Source organism: Pseudomonas sp. B19125, assembly GCF_044218855.1.
Lineage (GTDB): Bacteria > Pseudomonadota > Gammaproteobacteria > Pseudomonadales > Pseudomonadaceae > Aquipseudomonas > Aquipseudomonas edaphica.
This window is the reverse complement of the sequence record NZ_CP162589.1, coordinates 3,678,996-3,701,224: the sequence shown is the minus strand read 5'-3', so window position 1 is coordinate 3,701,224 and position 22,229 is coordinate 3,678,996. Positions and strand designations below refer to the sequence as shown.

Genomic DNA, 22,229 nt, shown 5'->3' with positions numbered 1-22,229 from the left:
AGGTAGACGTTATATGTCTGTAAGTCTTGAAGTGTCGGTAGATGATCAAGAACTCGGCCCTGCGGAATCTATCGCGAAGTTAATGCATCAACGTATCTCAAACTACCTGGCCGCTCGCAACGATCCCAGCCTTTATCAGAGCGTTCGGAATATGTCGCAGTTCGTCTCCGATGACTACGGCAACCGTTTTCTCGTAGAACTTATACAAAATGCCCATGACGCTCACGATCCGTCACGTACAGATGGTGAGATTGCCGTAGTGCTGGACATTACGGAGGGCCATGGATGCCTTTATGTGGCGAACCGTGGTGCTGGTTTTACCGGTAAAAACCTGCAAGCCATCACCAACATCGCGTTGAGTAGCAAACCCGTCAATGCTGGTATTGGAAATAAGGGGTTGGGATTTCGAAGTGTGCTACAGGTGTGCAGTTGGCCCGAAATCTATTCGGTTCATGGCGAAGGAGGAGGTGCCACCTTCGACGGATTGTGCTTCCGCTTCGCGACCATCGATGACCTGCGTGCTCACTATGACGTCCACTCGGCCGATGCCGCTGAAGAGATGGCCAGCAACCTACCTTGCTGGCACATACCAGTCCCCACAGAGACCGATGACAAGGTCACGCGATTTGCCGAGGCAGGTTTTTCCACCGTTGTCCGCTTACCTTTGAAATCGCCAGAGGCCCTGCAATCCGTGCGGGCACAAATTGACGTGCTGATGAGTTTGACCACACCGCTCCAGTTGTTTTTGGATCGGGTCGGACGCATTTCTCTCGATCCTGGAATGGACGAGCCTTTCGTACTGGAGCGATCTGTAGAGGAGACCTGGACTGTAATACCCGAGGGGTTGAAGGTAGGCTCGCCAATCACTGTGGCCCAGCTTCGCCTCGGCAATGCGGACTTTGTCGCGGCTCATTGGGACATCAATGACCAACTGTTTAGGCAAGCGTTGCACGCAAGCCTCGAGAAAGAAGAAATACCTGAAAGTTGGAGAGACTGGGATGGTATCGCTAGGATCAGTATCGCCGTCCCGCTGGGTGCACCCTTGGAGACGGGAAGACTGTATTGCTTCCTGCCGCTTGGAGCGGAAGGAAAAGCGCCGTTCTGCGGCTACATCAACGCCAACTTCTACACGAAGATGGATCGAAGAACGGTCGACGTATCGATTGCCATCAACGAATTCTTTATGCGGACGGCCGCCTGGTTAAGCTGCCAACTGATCGACTTTATGGTCAAGAGTGGGTGGACACAGGCGCCGAGTGCGGTCGTCAGTCTTCTGTGCTGGGACGAAGCGTATCAACCCGCGTTGAAGGTAGGCATGGGCGGCGACGGCCAAGGCATCTTGAATCGGAAGTTTCTACCTGTACGTGGAAAAGATGACACGATTTCCTGGGCATCTCCCAAGGAAACGTATTCATGGATAGCTCCCCGGGACGCCTGTCTATCCACTAAGACGGTTTGCGAGATTGGTGGCGGAAAGGTTTTAGTCGATTCGCTCACGCTTCCCCAGAGAGCAGCACTGGATCGACTGTATATACAACTTAGACATACGGACTTTAAACCACCTGCCAGTGTTGTAGCAGACTGGATTGAGGCAATCGCTGTAAAAATGCATGAGCAGATCACTGCCTCGGAGCGGTGGGCTGATTTTTATGACGAAGTGTCTACCGTGATGGTGGGGCATGCTTCGTATCTTTACGGTAAAAAGTTTCTGCTGAGCGTTAGTGGCGACTTAATCAGCAGTGAGTTGCCTGCGAACACTAGCTCCGGACGCAGTCGGCGGGCAGCGGACGTCTATTTCGCGCCGGTGCTGTCTGTCGACGCAGACGTCGACGATGAAGCTAGCAAGCGATCTTTACCTTTGGATCAACTCCCCGCGACGCTGCGTAAGGGATTCGCCTTGTTGAGCCGGGATATACCCTGGTTAAAAGATGATGGCGGCCATCGACCTGGTCGATCCTTCCTCATTGCCGGTAAGCTGGCCCGCGAGTACGACACCAGAGACGTGCTTCGCACCCTTGCCGGAGTGACTCGCTCATCCGTTCTAGACCGTACACGAGAACAGGCCCTCGAATGGGCCTTTCGATTATGGAGCAGTGGCCGGTCGCTTTCCGACAAGGAGACGCGCTCGGCCGATTTCTTTGTACCGACCGCCAACGGCTGGGTTGATGCAAAGACAGCAATGTTTGGCGCCGGTTGGGACGTTCCGAATGGCAGCAAGTTACAAGCGTTGCTGCGGATCACTGCCGATGACTCTGACGACATGAAGGTTTCTCTGGCGCGCTTGGTGCCGGAATTCATTGCGTGGCCAATTCGTTATGGCATCCAATCCGAATGGGTTCGCTTTCTCAATGCCAGTGGAGTCGTTGACTGCCTGCGCCCCATTGGCGGTGAAAGCATTACCTACAGCCCCATTGGCTCTCCCGCATTTTTACCAACAATCGTCACACGCGATTTGCCCGGAATCACCGAAACGTTGCGCTCCCACTGGCGAGCGCAAATTACGCAAGACTGCTCCCAGATGTATTTCACACGCCACTACCGGGCAGAACTGCGGCCTTGGCGAATTCCAGGTCAGGGTGAATGTGAGTCCTTTCCCCCTGACATCAGGAGAGACTTTGCAGTACAGGTTGCACTAGCTATGCGAGCGTTCAGTGACGAACACCGTACGTTCCGCGCTGTACGGACGGAGATCGGCAATTTAGAGGCACACCGGATATCAACTCCGCTATTCGCCTTTCTAACCGGTGCCCAGTGGTTACCAGTGATCCGCCCGGGAGGTAAGTTACGGTTCGTTAAACCCTCAGATGCATGGTATTTCAACAGCGAAGAGGAGCGCCCCCCACGATTCGTAGAGTTCGTGGCCCACCAAGTGGCGGCAGCGATTGACTCCCAATCGCTCGAATGGCTTCAACGCCAAGCGAAGTTCGGATTGTTCAATAATGAGTCGCATGCCGGGCGTGCATTGCTCGCACTGATCGAATCAGCTTCTGGGGGGATCTCCGATATTCGGGACGTGCGGCGGTTTCAGGAGTGGTTTAGACGCCTATGGATCCACGCACGTAAGAAAGGTACTCCTGAGGCAGGCATATCTGTGCCAGTACGTATAGGCAACGAAATTCGAGTGCTCACCAGGACTAACGAAGAAAACATCGAGCCTTACTTCGATGATGAGCATGATGGGGTAAAGAAGCAGTTGTTGGAGGAGGTCGGAGAACCTATTTTCGACTTCGTGCCGGGGGACACCGCAGCTGCGTGGGGTTGGGTGAACACCAATGTGCCGCATAGGTTTCGACTCATCTCTGACGAGCCAGCAGAAGTCTACGTCGACGGCATCAGGTTTGATGACCGTACGCCAAGTCGTCTTCTGAGCGAGGTCATTGGGTCATGGTTTGTCGAGTTCCTTGTGTGTGTTGCAGAACACAAAAGCAGTGCATTCATGCAGTCAACCCAAAGAACGCTTGGGCGAATTCGACGCGCGGCGCTGTCGTTGGAGGTGGTTAGTGGGCAAAAGATTCAAATCGCGCACGGCAACAAATGGGTAGCCATGCCTTTGTCGCTGCGTGGTTCACTTGTGCTCAATCGTACGGCTGGTCCCGTACTGATAATCCAAGCTGAGCAAGGACCTTTGACACTGGAGCATGTTGCAGGAGCGTCGGCCCAGTTGGCGGTTGCTCTGGGGGCGCGGGATTTGGCGCACGGGCTCGATGCTGCTTTGTTGCGCCTCGCCTCGACAATGCGGAATGGGGACGAAGAAACGCCCGATGACGCGATTTTGGCAGCTGCTCTAGGGGTAGAACCGGAAGTAATCCGGCAAACGCGGCTCCTCGCAAGTGGTGATTTGATTGGAATGCTCGATCTCGCGATCCCGCTTTCGGCCTGTAAAGGGTCACCGCAAACCACGGCACGCCTACAAGAGATTTCAACACAGAGCGAACCTCAGGATGAAGACCTGCGTGCGGTTTTTGAAGCGTTGGCCTTCGAGATTGGCATACCGCTTGCTAACCTTGAGGCTCGGATGATTCATCTAGCCGATTTATCCGATCTCAAGGTGGAGTTCTTACTTCCGATCGCGCAACTCAATGAAGCCATTGCTGTTCTTGGCAACCGCTACAAGCTCGCCAGCAACGAGCATATGCATCGAGAGGCCTGGATGCGCCATTTGCGCCTACAGCAGACAAACATCATCGAGCGCTTGCGAGAGCGTAGTGTTGGTTTATTCGACCAGAAACAGAGGTTGGATGCATATATTGCCGCAAAGGAAGGGGTACTGGATATCGCTCCACAGTCAACCTGGTTCACAACGTATGACGAATTGCCCTCTGCAATGATGGATGCCCAAATCGATAGCTGGATTGATGGAGCGCTACCTGCTGGCGCTTCGGATGTGCCATTGGACCTTACGCTGACTGAATGTCGAGCGTCCAACGGCGCAAATCTTCGTAATTTTTTGACTCATTACGCACCGATACTGTCGGCCTGGGTTCGTGCTGGCGGAGTCGCTACGGCCCCCTTGGTGCGCCAGACATGGAGCACCCCAGAAGCGGCGCGTGACACCTGCATCGCCCATGCGCGCGACAATGGCTGGCTGGACTTTCGCTTATTGGATGATGAACAGATCGTGCAGTGGTTGTCCCAAGCCAGTATCTGGCCTATTGGAAAAGCCGCAAGCAAGGATTTGACGTATTGGGGGTTATCCGCGGAGAGCATGGTTAGCAATGAGGAACGGGCGAAGAACATTCGGCTTGAACAGCAACGTCGGCGTATGCAGGTAGAGTTTGACGGTGTATCCATGTCCGCGATCTCGGCAGGGTACATCGACATCGCCGCGGCAGTTGTTGCGGCGGCGGCACAAGCCCCCGCGTTGAATCACGTTTCATCGAAAGAGGCGACGCTGAAAACAATAGATTTGTATAAGACAAGCGGGACCACGGACGGTGGTGGGACTGGAGGTCTGCCCAAGCTTCCCGAGACTATCATGTCTGATGAACAGAAACTCGCGGTGGGTTTAATGGGAGAGCTATGGGCTCGGGAATGGCTACGCCGCCGGCACAAGCTCGTGTCAGTCGACGAAAGCATATGGGTATCCCGCTATCGCGATGCAGTGCTCGACACGAGCGGTGGTTCGGACAGTTTGGGGTATGACTTCATTGTCGCGACCAAGAGCCGTACGTACTACTACGAGGTTAAAGCTAGTTCCGGAAATCCATTGAGATTCGAGATGGGCCCTACCGAAATATTTGCGGCACAACGCTATCGTGGCGATAAAGAGCATCAGTACCGGATCCTATATCTCGCCAATGTGGGAGACCCCGCTAGGATGACTCCTACACTCCTTTCCAATCCTTTCTCGAGCAAGGGAGCTGGAACGTTTCGGGCGGTCGGGAAAGGAAGCGTCGTGTACGAGTTCAATCCAAAATGAGACAACGCTTGCGGACACAGTCTCTGAGGACTTGAGGACGCCGTCACAGCAGTCAGAGCTGATTGAGATCGCGTTGACGAGCTTCACCTTTACACATCTGGACGGACACGCACTCAGATCGAAGGGTAGAGGGTAGAGGGTAGAGGATTCACTATCCCAGCCCTCGCCGGCGTGGTTGCTGCTGGGGGGCATCGCGAGAAGGCGCTTCCAGCACAGTTTCCTGCGTGTCGCTCATTAGAGTCATCGCGAAGAGGCGGGACAGCAAGATGGCACGGGGCTCAAATCACCGAACTCAGTGAGTGAAACGTTAGCGCGGCAGTTCGCGAATCTGCATCAAGCGAAACTGCCCCCAAGTGCAAGACGTGATTCGGGAAACCATCGGCCCGATCCAGCGCTGATGCCTTCGATCCTACCCAATCCGCATTGCGGCCCTACGCTAAACCTTGGGAAGCATTGTGACATTATCAAGTTCCGCATTAGTCGCTCTTTCCTTAGAATACATTTCGAAAATTGCGTCGCGGGCTGACTGAGGCGCACGGAACTTAGGGGAGGGCCAGTCACGTGCGAGTGTTTTATGTTGGCCTGAATTCACGGAAGCGCCAAGCGTTGCTGAACGAGAAAGAGGATCTGTTGCTTCTTGGCTACGATCGCTGGGATGACTACGACTACAAGACATCCTTTCCCGTGCAGTGTCGTATCGCGGGTGAAGCGGTGCAAACAGGCGATCTCAAAATCCTCTTTCGCGGGGAAAAAGTATCCTCCCGTTACTTGGATGAATTGGTGGATCGAGGATGGGACGGTGAGTTCCCGGTGCCCGGCGCCAGCTATGTCTCGGTACCAGCGGCCACGACTTTTTATGAGCAAATTGATGGTCATCTTGATCACGCTGCCACGCTCGAAGTAGCACGTTCCCTCAATGATGCAAGCCTAAAACGCTGGATTGACGAAGATCCCGAGAGCCTGGATTTGATTGATTCTGAAGGATTCAGACATTCTTTGCTGCGAGAACGTGGAGCCCAGGCGGCTTACCATAGTGTCTGGAAGCTGCTCACCGCTGGCAGCCTAAATGTGGGGGACCTGCAGTTTCGTTTTGTCGATCCTCAGGGGAAATCGCAGATGTTGGATCTGGGCTTTGACGCTGCTGAGCGGCTCTTGCCTCGTGACATCCATGTGCTTATTGGACCCAACGGGGTAGGCAAATCTCAAACACTGATGCAGATGGTAGAGCACTGGCTAGATTTAAGTGCTGAAAACGATGAGGGTGTGGGATTCAGCAATCCACCCAATATCAGTCAACTGGTCGTCGTTTCATACAGCCCGTTTGAACGCTTTCCTATTGATGCTGAAAACAGCGTGAAGCAGTCGGGCGGGCGACAGGATCAAGGTGTGTACCGTTATTTTGGGTTGCGTGGCTGGCAATCGGTCTACGATAAGATGGGGGATTCTCAGAAAAAGATTCGCCTGTCGCACAGCCGGCCGAAGATAAATGCGGCACGCTCCCTTCTGGCTTGTCTGACAGATGATCAAACCTATGGTGCGATCAAAGACTGGTCGGCCAAGGTAAACACGATGCACCGCGTACTCCGCACGGCCATTGATTTCGACTGCGCAGCGGTGGCCGTGGATCCCACAACCGACTTGAGCAAGTTGTTCCTGCATGATTCGTTGTTCTTATTTGACAAAGAAATTCACGATAGCGATGTGGTGGTGAGGCTGCGTACGGATGAAAAAGACTCGGATAGTCCCGAGCGCATCCTGATTCCGATCGCCGGCGATCGAATTGACGCGCTTAACTCAGAAGCGCTCGCTTCGACCCTCCTTGCGGGCAAGGGCGTTTTCTTTCTAAAAAATGGGGAAATCGTCGAGCTGAGCTCAGGACAGCGGCTGTTCTCCTTTATCGTCATTAATGTGCTGGGCGCGATTCGCCGCAACAGCCTGATCTTGATCGACGAGCCAGAATTGTTTCTGCACCCGACGCTGGAGATTGCATTCATCTCGATGCTCAAAGATCTTCTCATCAGCTATCGGTCCAAAGCCTTGTTGGCCACTCATTCGCTTGTGACGGTTAGAGAGCTGCCCCGCAGTTGTGTACATGTCTTTGAGATGGAAAATGGCGAATTCTTCATCAACCATCCGCCCTTCGAAACATTCGGGGGGGATATGCAGCGAATTTCTTCTTACGTGTTTGGCGATAAATCGGTGTCGAAACCGTTCGAAGCCTGGATCCGGCAACAACTCAAGGAGTTCGGTACGGCCGAGGCCCTCATCGAGGCATTGGGTGATGACATCAACGAAGAGATGATCATTCAGATCAGCGCCATGGGGGCCGGAAAATGGTAACCCGTCTTCAGCGCCCTGCCATCGATGACATCCAGTTGGTGAATCAAGTCGTCGATCAGCGGCAGCGGGGGAGAAATCGAGGGTATTTCGAGGGGATTCGAGCGTCTTGGAAGCAGCGCGTTCAGCACTACATCGAGGCCCGCGGGAATCCCGAAGTTGTAACGCCTTGGGCTCGGGCGGTGTCATTCAAAACTCGATTCCTGTCGTTGTACAGCAGTCCGCAAGCCGACTCGGTGCAAAAGCCTGTACTTGAGAAACTGCGAGAACGCACGTTACAAATGTGTCCAGCTTGTGGTGAGGATGGTACACCCAACACTTTGGATCATTACTTGCCCAAAACCGAGTTCCCAGATTTTGCTGTGACGGCAGTCAATTTGTTCCCGATGTGCGATACCTGCCAGGGCTGGAAGCTCGAGAAGGTACTAAGCCAGGACGGTGAGCGCCTGTTTCTTCATCCTTATTTCGACGAGTTTCTTGACCAGCAAGTGTTGCAGTTGAGCATCGGAGAACCGTACCACGCCCCTGCCTCGATGGAATTGCGGCCTAGCGTAAACTTGAGCCCGGCATTGCAGGCTTTGATCACACGGCATATCGAGAACCTTGGCATCAGTACTCGCTATTACCATTTCTTTCGTGAGCAGTACACCCACCTCCTCGGGTCAGCCGCCGACATTCGTGAGGAGGAGCTCAACATGCGGCAGCAATTGACGTTGTTTCGAAATAAAGCACGTCGAAAATCGATCAACTCCTGGGGACACATTTTTTACGAAAGTGTCCTTGCCAATGACCCACTTCTTTTGTACTTGGAAACCGCCGCGCTTCCTGGACTTGAGCCTTGGATGCAAGCATGCGCGGCAGAGTAGGGCCGCGACCGCTACGCTCCGCTTCGAAATGACTGGTTTCTATTATCAGACCTCTAGAGCCGGAGGTGAGCCATGGCAATAGGAGGTCCGGAAACGGATGTATTTGCCTCGGCGGATGCGTTGCTGGTCCGCCGTAAACGGCCGTCGGTGGAACGAGTGCACCAGCCGGGTCGGCGGCCTGCGCTTCCAAAGGTGGGGACGCCTTGCCGAACGCCTGAATAGTGAGATCCGGGTGCCGGGGCAGACGGCCGAGTCACGTCTGGCGGTTCTGGAACTGCTGCTGACGCAACGCTAGCTACAGATCGAGGACTTGCAGCAGCTTGGAGCTTTCCGGTCTTTCTGTCTTGTATGCTACCTTCCAGGCGAACCTGGTCGTGGAACGGGATTATGGATCGATACCTCAATATTCATGACCGTGCACGGAGATTTTTCGCTCACAAAGGACTGATCGCTGAATCTCTTTGCTCGCTGCCATTCCCGCTTGCTTGTGTAGGAGGGGGGCTGTTTCAATTTCGAAAAGTCATAGGTGATGGGTGATGGGTGGGGATAAGGATATTGACAATCTAATCTACAGAACTCACCGATGAGCCTCACGGTACTAAAAATATAATCGCATCCACCGCGTTTCAGCGTTTTCCGGCTGTCTCGCTCACTCTTTCCTTGCTTCATAGCGGTTAAGCGAGGATTCGCTACCTAAGTCAATAGCGATTCTCTGAGTGAGTCGCGCATATGATGTAGCGGTTGTCGGCGGTGAAACATCAATGACGGAATATATAGGCCGCAAGTGAAAAAAATTCTTTATAAATGCACCAGGACGGACCTCCAGTTTCTTTCTGAGATTCTCGACAGCTATGCCTCGCTTACTGACGACAAAAAACGTAAGGCTCTACTGGCTTCCAGCATCGATAGCCTGCAAGCACACGAGGAACTCATAGAGCTGATGGACCAGCAGATCCGCTATTACGGTTCTTCTGATGTCGCTTGGCTCAAGCGCATGGCATTTGGGGAGGACGGTGGGGTCGAAGCAGACGAGGTGATTAATGACGTTTGTAAGCGCCGAAAGGTGAAGATAAAGGTAGGCACACCTATCGAGGCGAAACTGGAGGCGCTCACTAAAGCGATTGCTCACCAAGAGCTTTGCCGCATGGATCCGGTTAACCTTTGTGAGAGATTGAGGAAAGAAGGGGTAGATAATCAGAAAGTCGACCGCATCATCGAACATCTCAAAGCTAACGGACCAGTTGCTATCCTTCCGGTTCTTTATCGGTTTGCTGGTCCTGAAATTACTTTCGCGATTATTGAAGCGGCAATCATTCGGGTCATGTCAGTGACTATTGGCAAGGAAGCTGCGAAGCACCTTCTAGCGGAGCTAGTGAAACGTAACCCGTGGCTCGCAACGTTAGTACCATTCGTTGGGCCGCTTTTATCTGGCGGGGCAGCGGCGTGGCTCGCCTATGACATTCAAAGCCCCGCATTTCGAAAGACTGAACCGATATGCATGTACCTCGGCGTCGTAGCTCTGCGGGACGGTCTTATGTTCCCAGTTGAGCCAGGCCTAGACGAGCCATAGTCACGTCAATTCGTTTCGCCGACGAGTGTCGAAACCGTACTAGGCATTTGGGCTTCGTTTGTCGTAACGGCCGATGGGGTGCATCCACTCTTGGTCGTGTCCCAGTCAGAGAACCCATTGTCGACCAAGGCTCGAATCGTAGTGTCGGTTGTATCTTTGGGGATGGCGATGACGAGCAAATCCCGGGCGCGGGTAACTGCCACAAAGCCGATCCGTCCCTCTTCACTGCTAGTACCAGCGAGCATAGATTCAAGATCTTTCTTGGTCGTGAGATACATGACTGCGGTGATACCTTCACCTTTTGCGGAATGAACCGTGCCACAGCGCAGCCCGGCCCACTCGTTTGTATCAAGGTCACGTGCGAGCAACGGGCCAGTCGCGGACAATTTGGTAGATTTAACACGTGCCGCCCAAGTGGGTACGCGCTTGAGTGAAGTTTGTTGTTCAAGCTGATCCAACCAACCTGCAAGATTACTCTTCAACTGTGGCAACCACTGGCTTTTGGCCAAAAGAGAAGCACGGGGAAGACCCTTGTCAGGGGCTTTAATTAGCATCCAAATTAGGCGCCGGATGGATTGCATTTGACCATGCATGCGCATGCCCTTGAGATCCTGAAGAAACGTTACGGGAAGCCCTTGAACGACTTGCAGCACTCCTTTGGCGCAGTGATCGAGTACCTTGGCAATATCACCGCCTTGGTCGCGCATCGTGGCTGCCTCCGCAAAGTGCTTAACCGCAGACTGACCCATTTCTACTGTTTCCGAACACAATCTGGATAGCAGGGAAGCGCCCCGGCACAAAATGGATGCTTCGTTAAGTTGGTATCCTGACGAGCAAAGTGCCGAGCCCCATGCCGATACCAGCAGGGGTAATTGTTCAATGTCGTAACACCAGTAGTAGGCGCCGGATAATCTACTTGCAGTCGTCCGGTAGGGCTGGGCGGCAGTCAATGCTAACGAATTTGCCACGGATACTACACAAGGTAGCGAGCGCCGATTTTGAGTTAGGGTATGGCTCAATACTCCTGCGCGTGACGAAAAGTCGCGTAAGTAGGTGCCAGTGGCGAAGTTGAACCCATAGATGCTTTGGTGGACGTCACCGATCAGCGATACCACCGCCCCGGCAGCTATCAGCATATCGAGAATTTCGCCCTCGAAGGTTCCAATGTCTTGCGCTTCATCGACCAGTATTTGAGGGAACTTACGCGCCAATGCTGCCGTCAGTCTTGGCTCTTTTTTGAGAAGGGCGAGGGCATATGCACGACCTAAAGCATGCGTGTAGCCGCCTACCTTTGCGAGCGCGCCAATCTTACTGCGTGCGAGTTCTGCAGTTTCGTCGTCGAGTCTGGACGAACCACCACTCCTATGTTTGCGGTACAGGATTGTTTTGCCGTTCTCACGATCTAGCGCGATGTCTTCTATACCGATAGGTTTCTTGTCATCTCCAAAGCGGTAATTAGACAAAAAAGACTCGCCACCCAAGACTAGGAACGGTGTACGGCTCGCTTTCATGATGCGCGAGCCATGAGGTCTCAGTACGAACATCGTGATAAACGAGTCCACTGTTTGAATTACTACCTTATCCGAAGTGCTGTCACGACCCCGCAATTGCTGATACTCGGTTCGGAACGTATCGACGGCCACGTTCGAATAGGACAACAGTGCAATGTTCCCGCGCGTACCCGTCATTCGATTACGCAACTCCGCCAGGCGTCGGACGGCCGTTGCGGTTTTACCGCTACCTGGACAGGCGACAACGGAGAGGGGCTTAAGGTCAGCATTGATGATTGCTTGCTGTTCGGGTGTGGCGTCGAATTCATCCACCGGCTTTCTCCACTGCACCAATGACGAACTGTAAAGCGCTCACCAGGTAGGGTGGAACCGTGACAGCAGTCTTTGATGTGGCAATGCCATACGCTAAAATCTGAGAGTAACGTCCTTTCTGGACGTCCTCCTTGGTTTCACCCCGTTGGAACATGCCGCAGTACAATCGTTTTGCCTTCTCGCTATCACCTACGCCTTCATCAATCTCGGTCTCGAGTGCTTTGCCAATAACAGGGTGTATCTCCTTGAGCGCGTCGATCATCAGCTGGCGCCGGTCAGCTTCGAAGGCGAGATCGTATTCGAGGGTTTTCTTCGAAAAGAAACAATGGACGAAATCGTCTTCGCTCGCTTTAAGCAACGATGCATTTGCTGACAATTGGAGAGTGGAGTCTTTCTCCGGGAAAAAATCTGCTGGCGGGTCAGCATCCGTGATGACCGCAGTCGGAATTTGCATGGCGTTCTCGCCGAACAAGGGAAGGAACGCATCGAAATTGAGGCCGTCAGTGCTGATTACGCTCACGGAATTTTTTCGCAGATCGAAGCCTGCTTTTGTGGCGAGAGCTTCAACAAGGAAGAGCTCCGCCGTTCCTTCTACCAGGATCACTCGCCTGGCGAAGAATAATTCTGCCCGTGTCACGTTTAGGTACCGCTGAAGCTTTTCTTTCTTTCCCACTGCAAACGTTGCGTCGCGTGGTGCGAACGCCGCGGGACCACTCGGGCTCTCATAGACACAGCAGATAGAGTCGATGTCCGCAAGAGCAGCGAAGTTCGGAGAGTGACTGGTAACGAAGACCTGAACAGCTCGCTCGCCCTCCGCAGGCTTCTCCACCGTTCGCAAATAATCGAGCAAGACAGCCTGTAGCTGAGGGTGAAGGTGTGCTTCGGGTTCTTCGACGATGAGCCCGCAGTAAGTGGCCTCTGTGTTTAAAGCAAGCTCGCTGAGTACGACTGCCATGTAGATTAAGTTGTTGAATCCAAGCCCATTTTGTTCAATCTCCATACCGCCCACCGCTAGGCCTACACGGGCAGCAAAACGATTAAAGTCGCCTGAAGTGAGTTCAAGCGCAAGAACCTGAGCTAACTCGCTGCCAAGCATGTTCTCGTGCTTTGTGTTGAGAGCCAAATTAGTCGATGAAACGGGAGGCTTTGTCTTTAGAGCCTCGTCGAACTCAGGTTTCAGGCCTAGGGCCGGATCTCGCAACGGCTGAAGGTAGATAGCACGGAGCTCCTCAAGCATCTCCGTGGTCATGACGTTCTCTTCATGTAGCCCGACCCAGCGCCGAAGACGCAGACGTCCTCCGGGTTCGGCCTGTGTGTACTGCACGGTGAACCGTGCCTCGTACCCCGTGATTGTTTCAGTTGAGTCTTTGACCGGGACGAGAGCAGTCATATAGTCAGCTTCGTCATCATCTGACAAATTGCTGAAGATGAAGGTAAAGGTCGCAGAAGTGCGACGCGTGCCATTTCGCTGCTGATGCAGGTCTAACTCCGTCAGACGTAGGTTTCCCTCATCGCTGGCAGATAGCAACACACGAAGCGCATCAACAACAGCAGTCTTGCCGGCGTTATTGGGACCTACAATGATATTTAGCCCACTTTTGAAGCGAAGTGACAGGTCGTCAAAGCGCCGAAATCCTTGAATTCGCAAACTCTGCAGGTGCATGAGGTTTTTTTCCGTATTCCTAGGAAGCGAGATTAATTCGACGGTCACCACCATTAAAACGGGCCGTCATTCCATTTAAGGATTTTCGATCATAGCTGAGTCAAGCGGTTATGCTAATGGCGCTCTTTGATACAACTCGTGGTGGATGTCGGATGGCCTTGCAGGCAAAACCCGCGCGATTGGCCATGATGCTTGTGTGGGAGGGTGCGTGTTTAGATCCCCGTGCGGCGTACGCCGTCCAGTGGGGAATGCGAGCGCGACTTATTACTCTTAAGTGATGAATGACCAGGGAACGCAATTACTCATCTGTCGTCTGGTTAAACGGTGCGTTTATTCCGATTCTTAAGTGCGATGCCGAAACTTCCGTCGGGGTCTCTTTCCGGGTTTTGCTTCAGTAGCCCATGCCATAAAGGCGCCGGAGCAATGCCGGATATTCAGATTGGTCATGCTGGACGTGAGGCTGGGTGGGTGCACCGCGCGCTTGCAAGGAGGTGCGCCTCTGCTTGAATCCGACCCGCAGGCCTCGCAATCCGTAGCGCCCAGCGCCCTACCTTACATGGCGGACACGCCGCACCTGCTCAGCGAGATAACACTCGAAGAAGCTAGGGGGGGCATGCGTGGCTAGGTCCGCGAGGACCTCGCCATAGGAGGTCACATAGTCCCGCGGTATCTAGACGCCGGAAGCCCAAGAACTAAATTTCTATGACGGTAAACTCATTAGCAAGCGCGCGCCGTAACTTTGGATGCGCAACTGGCTCGTCAGACTCAAGCCGGTTCTACGAAACCAAAAGCAGGCAAAAAAACTGCCGTACGCCCATCACCAGAAAAAGGCGTGTCTAGCCCAAGAGTAAGAAGGCTCAAATTCTGTGCTGGGTCAAAGGGCCAAATTCATTTCCAAAGCTGGCTTCTTAATTCAACATTCTGACGATACCGCCTTGGATCTAAATCCTAACCTCTGTCCTTGATCCCGAGCCCCTTAACTGACTTGGCACGATTCTGATCCAGCGAGTTGTAATAGGTGTTCTGAGTTGTCGACATGTTCTCGTGGCGTAAGTCAGCTTGGAGATCTTTGATATCGCGTAATGGCGCGTCAAATGTAGCCGCCGTGTGACGCAACCAATGCAGGGATGCCGACCTAAGCTTGTCCATCTCTAAGTCAGTTTGACCCTCGTCCTTCATGCGCTGAAGTGATTTATCGAACACTATCTGAATGAGGGCACGAATGTAACGACCTGACAGGCCAGCTCGACCGCTGACCGTTGTGATTAGTGGAGTACTCTCCTTGTGAGACGGCAGCGGCGGAAGGGAGAGGGTGGTCCGATATCGCTTTAAGTAGGCTTCAATGTATTCATCTCGCACGCTAATTTTCGCGGCCTTGTTGCCCTTACCGACAACGTTGAACCACCAGTTTTCACCGTCGTACTCGAACGAACCCATTGTAGGCTTCCAGTTGTCCCGACCGACGAAATCGGAGACTCGGAGGTAGAGAGAGAAGAGGGTGGCTACAATAAATAGCGTCCGCTCATGTCGAGGTTCCTCCTGAGCCAGGATTTCTGCGGTTTCAATTACATAATTCCACTGGAGCGGAGTGAGCGCTTTTCATGAGTTCATCACCGTATTGCGTTATTTAAAGTTGGATTTTTGTTTGACGGCTCGTATTGGATTGGCTTCAGTGGTGAGACCTTCGTCAATGGTGTACTGGAAAAACTGCCACAAACGGCAAACACCTGGCCCATCGAGCCAGCGGACATTTTGTACGCTATGTCATCTACATCTTTACTGTTCTCCGCAGCAACCTTGCGAATCTGTTTATCGATCTTGACGTTAAAAGGGCGCCATTTTTCATTGATGATATAGGCGTCAGCTTCTGCAGCCTTGCGACTTCCAACCCGGGTAAATCTCGATTTGACGACCGGACCGATCCACTTAGGACGAGGCTGTAAGCAAAACTCCAGAAAATTCTCACAATCGTGGCGCCTGAGCTCTAGAAGCGGCCTTTTGGCTATCAGGAGAGACCACAGCAGAAGACGTTCAACATGAGTACGGTATGAATTGAAAGTGGCTTCGTTGTTTGAATAGGACTTTAGGAATCCGCGAACCGCAAGGTAACCATCTTGAGCCTTTAGCTCTGACGCAAAGGAAGAAAGGTACTGAGTTACAACAGGTAGCTCATCAGACACACGACTAAAATTCAGATCTCTAAAACGATTGTAGGTTTCAAACAAAGGGATCGGAGACGCAGGCATGTGATTACCATATTAGCGATAGAGTCTATTTGATGTGATGTTAAGCATCGCCCTAGCAATCTGCAACAACCGGGTCTGCGCGTTATCGGATATTACATGGAGGTGGGAGGGCATAATTTAGGACGTAAGGGGCGTCGTGCGCGTTGGCCTCAGGACGATCACGCCGTCTATTACCTCAATCGTCAATTCGTCACCAATGCTTAAGCTAAATCTCGCAAGCAATTCTGGGGGCAAGTCGACGATAACATCACCGCTACCATCCACGGGGTCTTGGCACTTGACTGTCCAACGCTCGGTTTCATTCATAGCTGCGTACCTCTTAAACTGCTGACGAAAGCCTCTTAGGGGGGCTGCGTCATTTAAATTACAGTGTAGCGTTCATCTTCACGGTACTGACGATCTAAAAAATTCAATTAGCGCGATGCTAACGCAGGACTGAGCTCTCGCCAAAGCTATGGTTTTATTGAAGGAAAATGCATGTAGGCCCGGTCGATGTTCGTATAAAGAAGAAATTCCGCCAAATTATCTTAATTAAAAATCTTTAGCCGTTTTAGGAAAGGGCTTGCGAGTATAGTTTTTTATTCTCTATAAGGTTTTTTCTGCTCATGCTTCGTTTGCTCAGCAAGAAAACCCATATTAATTGCTTGATTTATATGGATTATTGTTTTTAAGGATTTTTCTCTTTTTTAAGGATCGGTGACAGCGGTGATGACTTACCATCGCCAGTGCGTGATACATAATTTAACATAATATACATTATGCGTAACACGATGTTACTTAATCAGGAGCAGTACGCGTCAGATTTTGAGTCAGCGTCTCCAGGCTTTTCCTCCTCTCACTGATCATCACCACTCAGTTGCCAGGACGCCGCAACCTCATCGTTTTCACCCACCACATGGCAACGCCCTCAGGTTTGATCTTTACTCGTCCCAACGCCACCCGTGCTCAAGGAAGATCTGCATGAAGCTCTATGCCGCCGTATTGCTCACTGCTGCGTTGCTCGGCGGCTGCGACGTCAGTAAGCGCTGCGTCTCGATCTGGGTTCTTTTCCAATCACCAAGAATGCGAATCCAGTTTGTAGGTTTGATTGACCGCGCCTGTGAAAGACGCTTTGGGGAAATCAGAGGCTCAAGGTGAGATAACATCTCTAGCATTCGTCTCGCGAAGAAAAACCCCAGAGTTCTGGTGATCTCTGGAGTTTTCCGTCTGGGTTGAGATCAGCCGGCTTAGCCGGTTACCGGCGCGGATGTTGATTTTCCTGACTGTCAATCAGGTGGCGGCTATTGCTTTGCGGGCAGGTCGAGGTTTTCTGAAGAGTTCAGGTCCTCATCTGATTGGTACATCTCCTCTAATTCTTTGGCGTACTTCTGTGAGACCGATATAATCTCATCCATGGTGCTCGGATTGTGGAGATCAGCTTCCCATACTAGCTGCTCGCGCAGTAATTCGTCTCGCCTTTTCAATTGCTGTGATGTCAGATTTATCAGTTTTTCTTTAGGAAGATCTAAGAGTTGTTGTTCCGTGTAATCGGGCATGGGAGTTCTCCTTGTGTAGAAAATACAGCATTCCAACAACCCCCATACTTCGGTAATCAACTCTATTTTTGTACTGTTAGAAATAACAGGTTTTTAGACTTTTTTACGTTAATCGTCATTCAGAAAAATCATAAAAAATCCTCTGATATGGACGTTCTGGATAAATCTTCACCGGAACTTCATCATTTTCCCGACTACGCTTTCCCTCCAACCTGATAATCTATTGAATCCGCATCCCTCAATCCTCATCCCGCGTCAGCTTTTCAATCAACGCTCGATGCTGTGGAAACGCTGTCGTGAGCTTCTGGCGATTTCCCATTTCCATGTCGGCAAAATCAAATCCTGGCGAAACCGCTTCACTGATCAATCCAAATCCGTTTGTCCCGTCCAGCAATCGTGATGCTTTCCAGATGCCACCCGGTACGTGCAATTGCAAACACTGTCCTGCGAGAACATCGTTGCCCATGATGACTGTCTGCAATGAACCGTCCGCATGGATCAGGCTGTATTCGAGTGCGTCGCCCAAGTGGAAATAATGCAGGATGTCAGACTGATTGAAATGAAACTGGCCCACCGCTGATTGCTCGGTCAGCAGATAGTAGATCGACGTCATCAGGTAACGCGGTCCTGCAGCGGTTTCGAGCCAGTCGAGATGGTCCGCCTGATAGGTTCTGCGAAAGTAGCCGCCTTCGAGATGCGGTTCGAGATCCAGCGCATTGATTACGTCTTGTGCGCTTGCTTTACGTTGAATCATCGCCCGCTCCCTTGATTTTATGGTGGTTTTTTATAGCTCAACTAAATGTCTATTTAGTTGAGTTATATAAACAGCGTTTCAATAACCGCCCACCGCCGCCATTTCCCCACCCACAATTGCAACCCCCGAACTGCTGCCCAAACGCGTAGCCCCGGCCTCAATCATCTTCACCGCCGTCGGATAATCACGCACGCCACCGGAGGCCTTGACCCCAACCCCAGCGCCTACTGTCTTGCGCATCAGTGCCACGTCCTCAACTGTGGCACCACTGCGGCTGAACCCGGTGGACGTCTTGACGAACGCCACGCCCAAATCCCGGCAGATTTCGCAGGCCTGGATCTTTTGTTCGTCGCTGAGCAGGCAGGTTTCCAGGATCACCTTCAATGGCACGGCGCCGCAGGCTTTATGCACCAAGGCTATGTCTTCGCGCACGGCCTCAAGCAGGCCGTCCTTCAGCCAGCCGATATTGAGCACCATGTCGATCTCCCCTGCCCCGGCGGCTATCGCCCGTTCGGCTTCAAAGGCCTTGGTGTCGCTCAGGCCGGCGCCCAACGGGAAGCCCACCACCGCACAGATCACCACGCGATCGTCGGTCAGGCAGGACGCGGCGTAAGGCACCTGCCCCGAGTTCAGGCATACGGAATAAAAGCCGTGCGCCTGTGCTTCTTCGCACAAGGTGCGAATCTGTTCACGGGTGGCATCGGGGGCCAGCAAGGTGTGATCGATGTACTTGGCCAATGCTGCGGGTTGAAGCGTATTCATATAACGTGCCCTTGCCTGTATGTTGCCAATGGTGGTGTGCCGCGTGTTGCGGCGCTCACATTAAACGTTACAATATTCACAATTAATGTTACTTAGTTAACACAAACAATCAAGCCCTGGAATGCCCGTGGACAGTAAAAAAGCCGAGCGACTCAAGCTTATCCAGCAAGCCCTGCAGGACCAGAGCGCCATTCACCTGCGGGAAATGGCGGCGCTGCTGGATGTTTCCGAGATGACCCTGCGCCGCGACCTCAGCCACTTCAGCGAGCATTTGCGCCTGCTCGGTGGCTACATCACACGGGTCGGCAGTGAGGCCGGTGATTACCGGGTCGCCGACCAAGGCACGCGTCACGTCGAAGAAAAACGCCGCATCGGCAAACTCGCTGCGCGGTTGATACAGCCCGGCGACACGGTATTTTTTGACTGCGGTACCACCTCGCCGTTTGTGATTGATTTCATCCCCGACGAGTTGGAGTTCACCGCGGTGTGCAGCTCGTTGAACGTGTTGCTCAAGCTGCAGAACAAGCCCAACTGCCATATCGTGCTGTGCGGCGGCACCTTTCACCGCAAGAACCAAGTGTTTGAAAGCAGCGCCGAAAGCAGCATTCTCGACAGCGTGCGCCTCACGTGGGCCTTTGTGACGGCGGCGGGCGTCAGCCAGGAATTTGGCGTGACCTGCTTCAACTTCAATGAAGTCGAGGTCAAGCAAAAGGTCCTGCGCCAAGCCCAGCAGCGCGTGCTGCTGGCGGACTTCAGCAAGTTCGACACGGTGCGCACTGCGCACTTTGCCAGCCTTGCAGACTTTCAATACGTGGTCAGCGACAAGAAAATCCCCCAAGCGTACAAAGAAGCCATCCAGGCCAGCGGCGCGCAATTGCTGGTTTAACCCAGCAACGTTTGGCGCTCCCGCGCATTCAAGTAGCCGGTGGTCACGCTGAACGAAGCGCTGGCCCCGGCCGCCAGCACACGCACGTGACCTTTGGCTTTTTCGGCGTTATAACCTTCGGGTTCACAGGTTGACGGCAGTACGAACGCCGCCACTTGCTGGTCCGGTGAGTGCAGGATCCAGCGTGCGGCGTGCTCGAACTCCTTGGGGCGATAACGGGTGTAAAACGCCGCACCATTCGGGTGGTCCAGCAGAAAATGTGCATGGCCGCTGGCGTCTGTGCCCACGTCGTCGAAGAAAAACACGATTTCAGGGTCGTACAACGCCGGTGTGTCGAGACACGCCAACTGCGCCGGATGCTCGGCCAGTTGCGCCATATAGGCGCTCCAGTCAGGCGTGGGCTTGACGTGGTCCGGCACGCTGGTGCGCAGGCGCAGGCGCTGCATGCCCAGCGGCTCGACAAACCGCGCGCCGGCCACATAGGCGTAGTTCATATGGGCCATGTACATCAGTTCCATGGGCTTGCCGGCCAGGTTGGTGACGTCCATATCGATATCGAACAGGGCTGAATCGGCGCGCAGTGTCACGCTCGGGGTTGCCCTGTATCGATCGCCAAAGCCCTTGGCATATTGGTAAGTGCCACCCAGGCTCACAACGCCCTCGCCTATTTCCAGCCAAGCTGTGTCCATGGGCGCGCAGGGCATTTCGCCGTGCAAGGCATGGGTGTCATCCGGCGCCGGGCAACCGTTGCGCAGCAGGCCACTGTGAAACATAAAGCAGCCATAAGTATCAATGACGGTCGGGCTGGGCCTTGGCTGCTCGAACAGGTTGGTCATGGTCAGGTCGCAGCCGTCGAACACCGCCGACCAGATCATCTGCCCTTGATAAGGCAACACCACCAGGCGTCCACGGCTGTTCTCCAGGCCCACGGCCAGCACGCCGGACGGGTAAACCCAGGCGCTGACCTTGAAGTCTTCGGACTGTAGCAAGACCTTTTCCTGCTCGCTGAACAGCACCGGATACAGCGGGATACGCGTGTTCATGAGGCCACCGCCGCCGCACCCGACGGCACGCTGTCCGACTGGCGCATGCACTTGAGCGCATACATCACGATCACGATAAAGCACAGCAACGGCACGCTGTAGGCCAACTGCATGTTGCCACCGCTGGCGTCAGACAACAGGCCCTGGAAGATCGGAATCACCCCGCCACCGACAATGCTCATCACCAGCAGTGAACCGCCGACACCGGTGTCCTCACCCAGGCCATCGATGGTCAGGCCGTAGATGGTTGGCCAGCACGGTCCGAGAAAAATGCTCACGCCAACCGCCGCATACACCGCCGAAATATTCGGCACCAGGATGGTGTAGGCCAGCAGCACAATGCACAGCACGCCGTAAATCGCCAATACCCGGGCCGGGTGCAGGCGGCGCATCAGCAGGTTGGCGATCATCTTGCCGACAAAGTAGGCGGCAAAGGTCGTCAAAAGGAACCATGAAGCGCTGCGCTCATTCATGCCGCCCATCTGCATGGCCAGGCGAATGGTGAAACTCCACACACCAACCTGCGCGCCCACGTACAGAAACTGCGCGAGTACACCAAAGGTAAAGCGCGGGTTGCGCCACAGTCGGCCCAGGCTTTGGCGCAGGCTGCCGGATTTATTGTCGACGGGCTTATTGCCCTTGCAGGCCGGGAACCGGGTGATGGCGATCAGGATAAACATCAGCACCAGTACGGCGATCATCCATTTGTAGGGCAACAGCGTGGACTGGATCATCTGCAACTGCTGCACCGCCGCCTCGGAGGCGCTCATCTGCGTCAGTTGCTCGGTGGTGGCATCGGTGTCCTTGAACATCACAAAGCTGCCCACGTACACCCCGGCCATGGCGCCGAACGGGTGAAAGGTTTGCGAGATATTCAAGCGCCGCGTCCCGGTTTCCCTTGGTCCCATCAGGGTTGAATAGGTATTGCACGCGGTTTCCAGGAACGACAGACCGGCGGCAATCACAAACAGGGCCAGCAGGAACATGCCGTACTTGGCGGTGGACGCCGCAGGAAAAAACAACAGGCAGCCCAGCATGTACAGCAACAGGCCGATCAGAATGGTGCTTTTGTAGCTTAAGCGGCGCACCACCATCGCGGCCGGAATCGCCACGAAAAAGTACCCCAGGTAAAACGCCGACTGCACAAAGGCGGTTTGGAAATCGCTGAGCAGGAAGGCTTTCTTGAAGTGCGCGATCAGCACGTCGTTCATGCTCGCCGCTGCAGCCCACAATGCAAAAATGCTGCACAGCAGGATAAACGCGAACCAGGGCGTGCGGTTCAGATAGAAGCCATCGGGTGTCTGTTGCAGCGCAGGTTTGTTCAT

14 protein-coding genes and 1 pseudogene are annotated in these 22,229 nt (G+C 53.5%); 6 read left to right on the top strand and 9 right to left on the bottom strand.

The window, feature by feature from the left end; genetic code table 11:
• Positions 1-13 precede the first annotated feature (13 nt).
• From AB4P96_RS16800 to AB4P96_RS16785, 4 genes are all read left to right on the top strand, one after another.
• Entirely contained in the window at positions 14-5,419 is a 5,406-nt protein-coding gene (locus AB4P96_RS16800; protein ID WP_395599815.1) for a sacsin N-terminal ATP-binding-like domain-containing protein, read from the top strand.
• A gap of 606 nt (positions 5,420-6,025) precedes the next feature.
• On the top strand, positions 6,026-7,759 hold the full coding sequence (locus tag AB4P96_RS16795; RefSeq protein ID WP_395599814.1) for an AAA family ATPase: 1,734 nt from the start codon (positions 6,026-6,028) through the stop codon (positions 7,757-7,759).
• A complete protein-coding gene (locus AB4P96_RS16790; RefSeq protein WP_395599813.1) occupies positions 7,753-8,622 on the top strand; it encodes a hypothetical protein in 870 nt (289 codons plus the stop codon). Before AB4P96_RS16795 ends, AB4P96_RS16790 begins: the two co-directional genes overlap by 7 nt.
• A gap of 784 nt (positions 8,623-9,406) precedes the next feature.
• Positions 9,407-10,192 (top strand): hypothetical protein, encoded by a 786-nt coding sequence (locus tag AB4P96_RS16785; protein ID WP_395599812.1) that lies wholly within the window; start codon positions 9,407-9,409, stop codon positions 10,190-10,192.
• A gap of 5 nt (positions 10,193-10,197) precedes the next feature.
• Here AB4P96_RS16785 and AB4P96_RS16780 read toward each other — a convergent pair whose 3' ends face one another.
• From AB4P96_RS16780 to AB4P96_RS16765, 4 genes and pseudogenes are all read right to left on the bottom strand, one after another.
• Positions 10,198-12,015, bottom strand: a complete 1,818-nt coding sequence (locus AB4P96_RS16780) for a UvrD-helicase domain-containing protein (RefSeq protein ID WP_395599811.1) — start codon at positions 12,013-12,015, stop codon at positions 10,198-10,200.
• Positions 12,008-13,732 carry an ATP-dependent nuclease gene (locus AB4P96_RS16775; RefSeq protein ID WP_395599810.1) on the bottom strand — a complete coding sequence of 575 codons (1,725 nt, stop codon included), beginning with the start codon at positions 13,730-13,732 and terminating at the stop codon, positions 12,008-12,010. The genes AB4P96_RS16780 and AB4P96_RS16775 overlap by 8 nt, the downstream gene beginning before the upstream one ends.
• A gap of 894 nt (positions 13,733-14,626) precedes the next feature.
• Positions 14,627-15,924: pseudogene (locus tag AB4P96_RS16770) on the bottom strand (tyrosine-type recombinase/integrase).
• A gap of 117 nt (positions 15,925-16,041) precedes the next feature.
• Positions 16,042-16,230, bottom strand: coding sequence for an AbrB/MazE/SpoVT family DNA-binding domain-containing protein (locus tag AB4P96_RS16765; protein WP_395599809.1), 189 nt, complete (start codon positions 16,228-16,230; stop codon positions 16,042-16,044).
• Between the two features lie 654 nt (positions 16,231-16,884).
• On the opposite strand from AB4P96_RS16765, the gene AB4P96_RS16760 reads away from it, so the two are divergent.
• Positions 16,885-17,061, top strand: coding sequence for a hypothetical protein (locus AB4P96_RS16760; RefSeq protein WP_177033084.1), 177 nt, complete (start codon positions 16,885-16,887; stop codon positions 17,059-17,061).
• Between the two features lie 143 nt (positions 17,062-17,204).
• Here the strand turns inward: AB4P96_RS16760 and AB4P96_RS16755 are convergent, their stop codons facing one another.
• From AB4P96_RS16755 to deoC, 3 genes are all read right to left on the bottom strand, one after another.
• Positions 17,205-17,459: a hypothetical protein gene (locus tag AB4P96_RS16755; protein WP_177033086.1), complete on the bottom strand. Its 255-nt coding sequence runs from the start codon at positions 17,457-17,459 to the stop codon at positions 17,205-17,207.
• Positions 17,460-17,697: 238 nt separating this feature from the next.
• Positions 17,698-18,213, bottom strand: coding sequence for a cupin domain-containing protein (locus AB4P96_RS16750; protein WP_176992208.1), 516 nt, complete (start codon positions 18,211-18,213; stop codon positions 17,698-17,700).
• A 78-nt stretch (positions 18,214-18,291) separates the two neighbouring features.
• Positions 18,292-18,975: a deoxyribose-phosphate aldolase gene (gene deoC, locus AB4P96_RS16745; protein ID WP_176992207.1), complete on the bottom strand. Its 684-nt coding sequence runs from the start codon at positions 18,973-18,975 to the stop codon at positions 18,292-18,294.
• 127 nt (positions 18,976-19,102) lie between these two features.
• Here deoC and deoR point away from each other — a divergent pair, with 127 nt between their 5' ends.
• Positions 19,103-19,861, top strand: a complete 759-nt coding sequence (gene deoR, locus AB4P96_RS16740; RefSeq protein WP_017135707.1) for a DNA-binding transcriptional repressor DeoR — start codon at positions 19,103-19,105, stop codon at positions 19,859-19,861.
• On the opposite strand, the gene AB4P96_RS16735 is transcribed toward deoR, so the two are convergent.
• Both AB4P96_RS16735 and fucP read right to left on the bottom strand, forming a co-directional pair.
• Positions 19,858-20,904 carry an aldose 1-epimerase family protein gene (locus AB4P96_RS16735; RefSeq protein WP_138451775.1) on the bottom strand — a complete coding sequence of 349 codons (1,047 nt, stop codon included), beginning with the start codon at positions 20,902-20,904 and terminating at the stop codon, positions 19,858-19,860. The two genes, deoR and AB4P96_RS16735, sit on opposite strands and share 4 nt — an antisense overlap.
• Positions 20,901-22,229, bottom strand: a complete 1,329-nt coding sequence (gene fucP, locus AB4P96_RS16730; RefSeq protein WP_017135709.1) for an L-fucose:H+ symporter permease — start codon at positions 22,227-22,229, stop codon at positions 20,901-20,903. Before fucP ends, AB4P96_RS16735 begins: the two co-directional genes overlap by 4 nt.

Coding starts and splice junctions, on each gene's coding strand:
- fucP (WP_017135709.1), bottom strand. CDS start 22,229: ATGAACAAACCTGCGCTGCAACAGACACCCGATGGCTTCTATCTGAAC.
- deoC (WP_176992207.1), bottom strand. CDS start 18,975: ATGAATACGCTTCAACCCGCAGCATTGGCCAAGTACATCGATCACACC.
- AB4P96_RS16800 (WP_395599815.1), top strand. CDS start 14: ATGTCTGTAAGTCTTGAAGTGTCGGTAGATGATCAAGAACTCGGCCCT.
- AB4P96_RS16735 (WP_138451775.1), bottom strand. CDS start 20,904: ATGAACACGCGTATCCCGCTGTATCCGGTGCTGTTCAGCGAGCAGGAA.
- AB4P96_RS16790 (WP_395599813.1), top strand. CDS start 7,753: ATGGTAACCCGTCTTCAGCGCCCTGCCATCGATGACATCCAGTTGGTG.
- AB4P96_RS16755 (WP_177033086.1), bottom strand. CDS start 17,459: ATGCCCGATTACACGGAACAACAACTCTTAGATCTTCCTAAAGAAAAA.
- AB4P96_RS16775 (WP_395599810.1), bottom strand. CDS start 13,732: ATGGTGGTGACCGTCGAATTAATCTCGCTTCCTAGGAATACGGAAAAA.
- AB4P96_RS16765 (WP_395599809.1), bottom strand. CDS start 16,230: ATGAATGAAACCGAGCGTTGGACAGTCAAGTGCCAAGACCCCGTGGAT.
- AB4P96_RS16760 (WP_177033084.1), top strand. CDS start 16,885: ATGAAGCTCTATGCCGCCGTATTGCTCACTGCTGCGTTGCTCGGCGGC.
- AB4P96_RS16750 (WP_176992208.1), bottom strand. CDS start 18,213: ATGATTCAACGTAAAGCAAGCGCACAAGACGTAATCAATGCGCTGGAT.